Here is an 8,122-nt window from a genome sequence, read left to right as displayed (position 1 = left end):
CGCCTCCAGACAGGGGCGGTCCTGTAAACCCTGTCTCACAGAATCACGAAAAATATTGGGGGTGCCGTTTTTCTTCACCATCCTGTTGAGCAGCGCGATAAGCTCATAATCACTTCGCAGGTTAAATTTTTGCATGATCATGTATTTGTGCGCAAAAACGGTCTTATAGCCGATCTGTAACGCGTCTGCCGTCTGCATAACGGATAAGCCTTTATACAGGTTCATGACGATGCGTATTTGCTGCGGTGATAATATCTTATGCTCGCAATCGAAACAGGACGTTTTCTGCAGCACATGCCCCTTCAACTGCGCTTTACGCCACGCGCCCCCTACCGTCTCGCCAATCATGTCAAGAGAGGCCCTGCGGGAGATGAAAATAATATCCTGATAACAGGATTGCGACGCCGTAGACCGTTGCTCATCGTCAACCCAGCCGATCACAATGCCTTTTTGCCGTGACTGTAATTCCGGAAAACAGGTCAGGGTTTCCCCCTGGCATAAAGAGAGGACAATAATATCCGCCGTGCTGACGTTATGCGGCGTCATTTCATAATCAAAGTGAATACAGTCATTAAAATTACGCCAAAAGAAATCCATAAAAAAATACTGCAGACCAGACTGAAATAACGAATCCGTCTCGCTAATTAAAATATTCAACATAGACCACACCGACGGGAAGCAAAAATGCGCGTGAAATCCCGCGCGACTTAATTGTATTGCAGCGTAATGACCACCACTGCGCTGAGGGTGCCGGGCGTCGCCCTGCCTCCGGTGGATATAACCGCAGCCTGCATCGCCATCTTCGCCGTCCGGTCTGAGGCGACATATTCCGTCATGCTGGAGCCGTTCCCTTTCAGTATGCCACTTCCGGCCTCGCGCATTGCTATCGCCACGTGGGTGGCCGTACCACGGTTAATGTAATAGTCGGCGCCGGCAACAGGGTCGGGTGTGCCCGTAAAGGTAGCGGTGACGCTACGCGTCCCCACCGGACATTGGGTAAATAACAGATCAAACGTAACCGGGTCTGAGGATGATCCTGGCGTCACCATATTACTCGCCTGGATATTGCCCAGATTAATATCGAGATTCGTATTGCCGTTATTAAACAGGCAGGGTGAGGCCACGATATTTCCGGTGACCCCGATATTTACGCTGTCTGCACATAGCGCTTTGCCGCACAGTAAACCCGACACAAGCAACGCCGCGGGAATTATTTTCATCATCTCACCGGTTATTGATAGGTTATCGTGAGCGTGGCTGACGCATTTGCCGAACCTGACTCCACGGTGGTTAACGTCTGGTAATAGCGCGCGGTTAACGGGAGCGTCTCCTGTCCTCCCGCAGACTGTTTTAATAACAGGCGACCGTTCATTACCAAAGGAGAACCGTTATAAAGTAGCTGAACCCCTACCCCTTTTGCCGTACCGGCATTCCCCTGACCGGTTAATGCCATGACGCTGGTATTGGCGCTGTCCGGATTTTGCATACCGCTGAGTGACACACTGATATTGGTGCCGGCACTGCAGGTTAACCCCAGATTTTGCGTATTTTGGGCGCCGGATGGCGTGGTTCCAATAACGGAGCCAAACGATGAGGCCGGAATATCGCCTATCGGGAACGTCAACTGCGCCGTCGTTATCGTGCATGCCAGCGCATTAATTGTGCCGTCAGTTAACTGGACCGTCAGACCGTCACGATAAACACCGTCACTTCCCTGAAGCGCCACGGTTCCGATAACGCCCGGCGTTAAAGCGCCCGACGTTACCGGGCCGGTCACCACCAGCTCAACTTTTCCACCAAACCAATCCACATACGACGTCACCGCGTTATACGAAAACGTGTAAGCCGGGTTTTCAAAATAATTCCCCGAGGAAAAGCGAATACCAATACCGCTGACATTGGTGGCATAAACATGGTTACCGTAGCTGCTCAGGTTCCCATTGTTATATCGCATACTGAATCCCAGCATCAGCGGGTTAGAACATCCCGTTAAATAGGTTCCCGTTGATGAAGCAGCGCGAGAAAAAATAATGGTGCCCACGGGGGCATCACGCTGCACGTTAATCGTGCCCACAGATATCGTCGATATTTGCGGCGTGATGGTTGTACAGGTGCCGGCACGGGCGCTATTCCACCCGCTCAGTAAACAGAGCAGGATCAGAGATAAAGCAAATTTCATTTTTAACCTTCCTGGCGGCAAAGCGCGTTAACGTCGGTTATTCCGCCGTAGGTGGGTTGTGCAGGCAGGCTAAACTGCGCGCGGCACTGCTGACCGGGTTGATTTCCCCAGGTTGCCACGATTTCTCCCTGTCCGGGCAGTCCCGTTAAATAGACCTGACCACGGTCGCCCACAATAAAGCTGCTGTTGCTGTCGCCTTTGAGCGTGACGACCGCACCAAACGGAACGGCATATTGCCCGTCGGACAGGGTCATTAGCACCCGCCGCCCGATTTTAGACACATAATCGGCTTCCACTATCGCCCCGCGAGTCGGTGTTACGGTGCGCGTATTAATCTCAAGTTCCACGTCATCCGGCATAGTTTCCGGCTCAAGAGTGATGTCGTTTTTTCGGTATACCGACAGATTGTTAACCACCGTATACCCGCGGTAATCCGTACGAACCCCGGGTTGATTGCGAATATCGACACCGTGTGCACCCGGCGCTTTCACCAGGATATTGGTTTCACCGAGCGGCTGCGAAAGCGTGATGCCGTCACGGTGAGCAATGACGCCCCCCTGCAACCCGTAATTCAGGCGCTCGCTGTGTTTGTCGTAGCTGTAGCCCGCGACAATTTCGCCATAGGTGCCTTTATAGTCGCCGTTCAGGTTGCCGGTATTTCCCGTGCCCTGTGTGCCATAACCTTGCTGCACGTTCCAGTTCAGGGCACTGTTTTCCAGAGACACGCCGTTCAGCCCGACCACGTGCGTCGTGCCGTTGTGCTTACTGGCGTTCATGCCATAGTTAGCCCAGGTACGCGGCAAGAATTTGTCCAACGGTACGCTGACGTTAAAGGCCAGCAACCGATCGTGGTCCGCGTTTTGCGCGCTCCCGCGTCCATTCTTGCTGTAGGTCCAGGTCAAACCGTAACTGACGTTGTTCCAGTCATTGTTGTAGCCCACGCTCCAGGAGGCCATCGCCTGACCAGAATTCCAGTAATCTTCGCGTGCGGCGCTGAGCGTCAGTGAACCCAGCGCGCCGCCCAGCGCCTGGCTCATGGTTAGTTCAGCACGGTTACGCCGCCGATCCTGCAGGGCGCTGCTGTCGCCGTAGGAATCCAGCACGTCCTGCATCCCGTAATAGCCACGGGTTGAATATCGGTATCCCGCAATTGAAAAGTTTGTCCCGGTCTTCGCCATATTTTTGCTGTAACGCGCGCGCAAGGACTGACCGGATGTTTTGTCGGTGTTATTCGGCGTTGACCAGGCCTGGGTCACGTCGGCAGAGATCGCGCCGATATCCCCCATATTTTTACCGACGCCAAACGCCACTGAACGGTATTTATCAGACCCCTGCATCCCACCGTAAAGGGTGATGCCGTGCTGAATCCCATAAATACCGGTGATTTGACCAAAAGACGTTTTCTCCACGCGGCTGTTGTAGGCACGATACTGCCCGGCCGTCACCGCATACTTCAGTCGTCCTTCCCGCTGCAGGACCGGCAGCGAGGCATAAGGCAGCGTGAAATGCTGCTCACTCCCGTCAGCCTCTTTGATGGTCACATCCAGATCGCCTGCGCCGCCGGTGGGATACATGTCCGAGATTTCAAACGCGCCTGGCGCCACGTAGCTCTGATAAATTTGATAACCATTCTGGCGGACCACCACCTGCGCATTGGTTCGCGCGATGCCGCGGACCACGGGCGCATAACCTTTAAGAGAGTCCGGCAGCATGTCATCATCCGAGGCCAGCTGACCGCCGCGAAATGGCATACTGTCGAAAACATCCGCCGGTGCGGTACTGTCCCCGATAATCAGCTGTGCTTTCAGCGGAATGACGGCGCGCTGCGCATAGGTATATACGTTGTCCCACCGATCCTCACCGGTGGAATCCCGTGACCAGGTGGTGTAATTACGTAAGCGCCACGGCCCGATATTGACCCCGGGGCGCAGATTGGCGTACTGGCTATCATTCTGGCTGCCGCGAGTGTTCTTCGCCCACGCGTTTGCGCCGCTCAGACTGTAATTAAGCATGGCGGCATTAATCCCCTCATCCCACATCTCTGGCGGGACCGCGTCCCTGGCTGGCAGGTCGATGGCGGCCTGAGGAATGCTGATCACCAGCCGCTGTGTGCCAAACTGAAAATCGCTACTGGCCTGCGGGATCGCCTGAAGGTTTGCGCATTCACCGTTGTTCGCCGCCAGCTGCGGGAAAAGCGTGGTTCTCACGCCCCACTGTTTTAACTGGTCAAGACTCAGGCACGGCCGGAGGACGTCATTGCCTTTTTCGTCTTTTACTGCAGTAAAGGTGATATCGCGGGTCGCCATTAGCTGGTCATCAAGAACAATATCGACGTGATAGGTGCCGGGTGCCTGCGATCCGGATTCAAATGCCGATAAATCCGTTCTCCCTCTTCCTGGATTATCAAGTTCAACCAGTTCGGCATTAAATGTCTCACCGGCAAAAAGCGCCTGCGATGAACCTGCAAGTATTAATCCGATCACTGTCGCCAGGGGTGCAGGTCGAGCCCGAAAATAGTGTATTGCCATCGCTTTTAACTCATTTATGACAGGCAATGCCCGCATTTCACCGGTTATAAGGTTGCCTGATGAGCCCCCCCAGGGCTGCCAAAGTCATTAATCACTTTAAACGTCAGTACGCTGCCGCTGGCCCCTTGCGGTAACGTGAAACGGACTGAGCCACCGGGTAAGACATACGACACGTCATCGATTTTTTTACCCCCAAGGGTGATTTCATTAAAATTGATGACATACGCGGTCGGGTTATTAACCTGAAGTTCATTCCCGGTTCTGCGCCAGCGTAATTGACTGGCCTGTTCGTCAGGCGTGGACGCGTGCAGCTCAGCGGGCCGATAAATCAGTTTGATGCGCGTTTTAACCGCAATTTGTAATGCGTTCATCTGCGTTGAGGCAGACGGAATCGCTTTAATATTCAGCCAGAATAAACTTTCCCGATCCTGAGGCAGTGCCCCCGTCATCACGATGCGCTCAACGTTTTTTTGCCCGCCATCCAGACGATACAAAGGCGGCGTAATAATAAAAGGCACCTTGCCTGACGCCCCTTCCTGCACGTCGATCCATGACTGAATTAAATACGGTGTACCATCAGGGTTATTCACACTGAGTGACGTTTCCTTTTTAGCGCCATCAAAAATAATGCGCGTACCACCAATAATGACGCCGGCATGAGCCGTTGACAGCATCAGAGATAACAACGCTGTTGCCAGTAAAGGGGTTCTGAAAAAATACATTCTGTTCCTCATAAAATTGGGGGCCGGGGCGGCCCCGACGTTCAGGCAAAAGAGCTAGTTATAAACCACCGAGAAGTTGGCGACAGAATTCGCCGGGCCCGCCGTGACGCTGGCCGTGGTCGAAATATACTGGGCATAGAAATTGAGCGTATTGTCTGCAGAGCTGCTGAGCATGTAGGTGTAACCATTACTGCCATGCAGAGGCAGGTCGGCTTTATCCGCGGTCATCAGGTTGATCGCCACGCCCGTTGCGGCACCCGCCACGGAGGTGTCAATTGCCAGAAGATTGCTATTAGACGCATCCGGAGTACCGTCAAAGCGCACTTTGGCATTCGTGACCGAGACCGGACAGTTTTTCAAAATAATATCGAATTTCGTTGCCGCGGTTCTCGCCCCCGTCGCGGTAAACTCTGTTTTATAATAATCCCCAAGTACAACCACCTGGTTCTGCGATGCCACATCAACATCACAGGCAGAATCCAGAATATTTCCGTTAAAATTAACGGTACCTGCAGCGGCAAACGCATTGGCCATTGTCAGTACGGAACCTGCTGCGATCGTTGCCAGAAGAAGTGTTTTTTTCATCATGCTATATCCTGTATCACTTTATTTATTATTAACATTCAGACAAAAAGACGCGTCGGTTTTTTCACCCACTTAATGTTTTGTCTTTTACAGACAGCAGCAAAAAAATGAAATAACTTTATTTCATTAAACGTCTGAAGACGCATATGACTTGCTGTCGATGAAATAAAATTTATACAACTCCGTTGACGTCGACAATCATTTTCGGAGTCTTTCCGTAGACCCGTAATTAACAAAAATAAAACATTGTAAATAAGGAATGCCTTATGCATATAACGGGCAGTCTATTAATAGACCGGAGTGTTAAGATCATTAAATTCAAAATGTTAGTCAGGATAATATTGAAAGTCTACTTTTAGACCTGTGCTGCATATTCCCGTAGTCGCTGTTTTTTAAGATAATTCTCTACGCCGGTCACCCATGATCGCAATGAAAGCAGTGGAGCACCTTATGAACACGCGAATGACAGCGGTCCTCACCGATGTAAAATCTACCGTACTGGATTTAAAGCCGTATGCCCATATTGATAAGTTAATCAGTACTGTGCTGCCTTTTACGGAAAGGCATATTCTCGCGAAAGGCGAAATTATTCAGTATCACAATAATGATGTTCGCCTCTGTTTTTTGCTGTTACACGGCAGCGTTGCGCTGCATCGTCGTGGCGATGGTATTGTTTTAAACTCAGAGTCCTCACCTTTTATTCTGGGTGTCAGCAGCCAGTTCTCCTCTGAACATCTGTACGTCAGAGCGCTTGAAACCTCAGAAATAGCGCATGTCTCTCTGGATAATTTTAATAAGATCGTGGCGGAAAAAAACTTATGGGAACATTTTTCAAAGCTACTCATCTATACCGCCTCCCGGGTATACGAGCACTGCGCGCAAATATCGCAGATGTCAGCCTATGACATTATCCGGTTTCAGCTGGTCGAACTGATGCAGGAGCCAGATGCCGTACGGAAAAACATCACGGCGGCAGCGTATATCAAGAGTCGAACCTACCTTTCGCGCAGTGGGATTATGCGTATTCTCGCGGAACTGCGTACCGGAAAGTACATCACGATGGAGCGTGGCGTGCTGCTGGAAATCCGTCATTTACCACGTAAATACTGATTGGCCTCGTGTTTACGATAAGGAGTAACGCTATAATCAGGGGGGTTATCGCTACGGGTTATAGGTTATGTCCTCTACTGAAAAAACGCATCGTGGTTCTCCTTACGCACGAGAACTGATTTCATTCCTGCAACCCTACTGTACCACGCGCAATGTTGCTCCCGGCGAACAGCTGGATCTCCAGGTGAATGGCCAGAGCGTGTGCTATTTGATCCTCGAAGGCACCGTTGCTATCTACCGCAGAAGCGACAACATGATGCTCACCACCGCACGTAGCCCGGCGCTTTTTGGCCTCGCCAATCTGACAGACATCTACTTCAATGATTATCTTAAAACCGTGACCCCCTGCCTGACGGGTATGCTTACCACCGTTCAGGTGGAAGCCGTTATCAAAGAGAATGGGTTATGGGGGTTGTTGTCTAAGCACCTGATGTTTGTTTATAACCGGCTATACAATAATGTGATGCCTCAGGGCGCGCCCACGGCCTATGAGATGATTCGCCAGCAATTGATAAAGCTGATGGATGAAGATGAGAGTTATCGCAACGCCATCACCGCAGAGCGGTATATTCGCGAAAAAACCCAGCTGTCGCGCAGTGGGGTAATGCGTATTCTGGCGGATTTAAAAACAGGCGGGTTCATTGAGATAGAAGATGGCAGGCTCGTTAAAATCAATAAACTGCCTGCCCGGTACTGAACGTCAGATACAAAAAAGACCGCTGACGCGGCCTTTTTTTTACTGTCACGATCAATGGACGTGAACGCCCAACCGCCAGGCAAAGTAGATCTCTTCTTTAAGCTCATTTGAAGAGAGCGCCAGCAAATCTGTGAACTCCAGTTCAAGCTGTTTCAGCTTTTTCAGGTACTGCGCCGGAGACAGGTTGCTTTTATCACGACGTAAATATTCAATTGCCAGCTGTGTTGGGGTTATTTCAGTATCCATGATGTCCTCGCTTATGTACAAAACCTGACCAGTATATCACAAGAGACTGGCTAGT

9 protein-coding genes are annotated in these 8,122 nt (G+C 51.2%); 2 read left to right on the top strand and 7 right to left on the bottom strand.

What is annotated here, in order from left to right; all coding sequences use genetic code 11:
- The 6 genes from JTA15_RS04955 to JTA15_RS04930 form a co-directional block, all read right to left on the bottom strand.
- Nucleotides 1-660, bottom strand: a 660-nt coding sequence (locus JTA15_RS04955; RefSeq protein WP_047744524.1) for a response regulator transcription factor, incomplete at its 3' end; no start/stop codon positions are given.
- 47 nt (nt 661-707) lie between these two features.
- Nucleotides 708-1,223: a fimbrial protein gene (locus JTA15_RS04950; protein ID WP_014169728.1), complete on the bottom strand. Its 516-nt coding sequence runs from the start codon at nt 1,221-1,223 to the stop codon at nt 708-710.
- Nucleotides 1,224-1,231: 8 nt separating this feature from the next.
- Nucleotides 1,232-2,179, bottom strand: a complete 948-nt coding sequence (locus tag JTA15_RS04945) for a fimbrial protein (RefSeq protein WP_020884374.1) — start codon at nt 2,177-2,179, stop codon at nt 1,232-1,234.
- Nucleotides 2,180-2,181: 2 nt separating this feature from the next.
- Complete coding sequence (locus tag JTA15_RS04940) at nt 2,182-4,707, bottom strand: fimbria/pilus outer membrane usher protein (RefSeq protein WP_219372926.1); 2,526 nt, start codon at nt 4,705-4,707, stop codon at nt 2,182-2,184.
- 44 nt (nt 4,708-4,751) lie between these two features.
- Nucleotides 4,752-5,429: a molecular chaperone gene (locus JTA15_RS04935; protein WP_020884376.1), complete on the bottom strand. Its 678-nt coding sequence runs from the start codon at nt 5,427-5,429 to the stop codon at nt 4,752-4,754.
- A 54-nt stretch (nt 5,430-5,483) separates the two neighbouring features.
- Complete coding sequence (locus JTA15_RS04930) at nt 5,484-6,014, bottom strand: fimbrial protein (RefSeq protein WP_020884377.1); 531 nt, start codon at nt 6,012-6,014, stop codon at nt 5,484-5,486.
- A gap of 450 nt (nt 6,015-6,464) precedes the next feature.
- On the opposite strand from JTA15_RS04930, the gene JTA15_RS04925 reads away from it, so the two are divergent.
- Both JTA15_RS04925 and JTA15_RS04920 read left to right on the top strand, forming a co-directional pair.
- Complete coding sequence (locus JTA15_RS04925) at nt 6,465-7,124, top strand: winged helix-turn-helix transcriptional regulator (RefSeq protein ID WP_025204381.1); 660 nt, start codon at nt 6,465-6,467, stop codon at nt 7,122-7,124.
- 67 nt (nt 7,125-7,191) lie between these two features.
- Nucleotides 7,192-7,821 carry a winged helix-turn-helix transcriptional regulator gene (locus tag JTA15_RS04920; protein ID WP_044867629.1) on the top strand — a complete coding sequence of 210 codons (630 nt, stop codon included), beginning with the start codon at nt 7,192-7,194 and terminating at the stop codon, nt 7,819-7,821.
- Nucleotides 7,822-7,872: 51 nt separating this feature from the next.
- Here JTA15_RS04920 and JTA15_RS04915 read toward each other — a convergent pair whose 3' ends face one another.
- Nucleotides 7,873-8,067 carry a YdiH family protein gene (locus JTA15_RS04915; protein ID WP_003857766.1) on the bottom strand — a complete coding sequence of 65 codons (195 nt, stop codon included), beginning with the start codon at nt 8,065-8,067 and terminating at the stop codon, nt 7,873-7,875.
- Nucleotides 8,068-8,122 lie beyond the last annotated feature (55 nt).

Source organism: Enterobacter sp. BIDMC 29 (genome assembly GCF_019378755.1).
In the GTDB taxonomy this organism is placed as follows: Bacteria; Pseudomonadota; Gammaproteobacteria; order Enterobacterales; family Enterobacteriaceae; genus Enterobacter; species Enterobacter ludwigii.
Note: the sequence above shows the minus strand (reverse complement) of the source record. Positions and strands in the feature narration are given on the sequence as shown.

Excerpts from the sequence above, each read along its gene's own strand:
- JTA15_RS04915 (WP_003857766.1), bottom strand. The coding sequence starts at position 8,067 with ATGGATACTGAAATAACCCCAACACAGCTGGCAATTGAATATTTACGT.
- JTA15_RS04930 (WP_020884377.1), bottom strand. The coding sequence starts at position 6,014 with ATGAAAAAAACACTTCTTCTGGCAACGATCGCAGCAGGTTCCGTACTG.
- JTA15_RS04950 (WP_014169728.1), bottom strand. The coding sequence starts at position 1,223 with ATGATGAAAATAATTCCCGCGGCGTTGCTTGTGTCGGGTTTACTGTGC.
- JTA15_RS04945 (WP_020884374.1), bottom strand. The coding sequence starts at position 2,179 with ATGAAATTTGCTTTATCTCTGATCCTGCTCTGTTTACTGAGCGGGTGG.
- JTA15_RS04920 (WP_044867629.1), top strand. The coding sequence starts at position 7,192 with ATGTCCTCTACTGAAAAAACGCATCGTGGTTCTCCTTACGCACGAGAA.
- JTA15_RS04935 (WP_020884376.1), bottom strand. The coding sequence starts at position 5,429 with ATGTATTTTTTCAGAACCCCTTTACTGGCAACAGCGTTGTTATCTCTG.
- JTA15_RS04940 (WP_219372926.1), bottom strand. The coding sequence starts at position 4,707 with ATGGCAATACACTATTTTCGGGCTCGACCTGCACCCCTGGCGACAGTG.
- JTA15_RS04925 (WP_025204381.1), top strand. The coding sequence starts at position 6,465 with ATGAACACGCGAATGACAGCGGTCCTCACCGATGTAAAATCTACCGTA.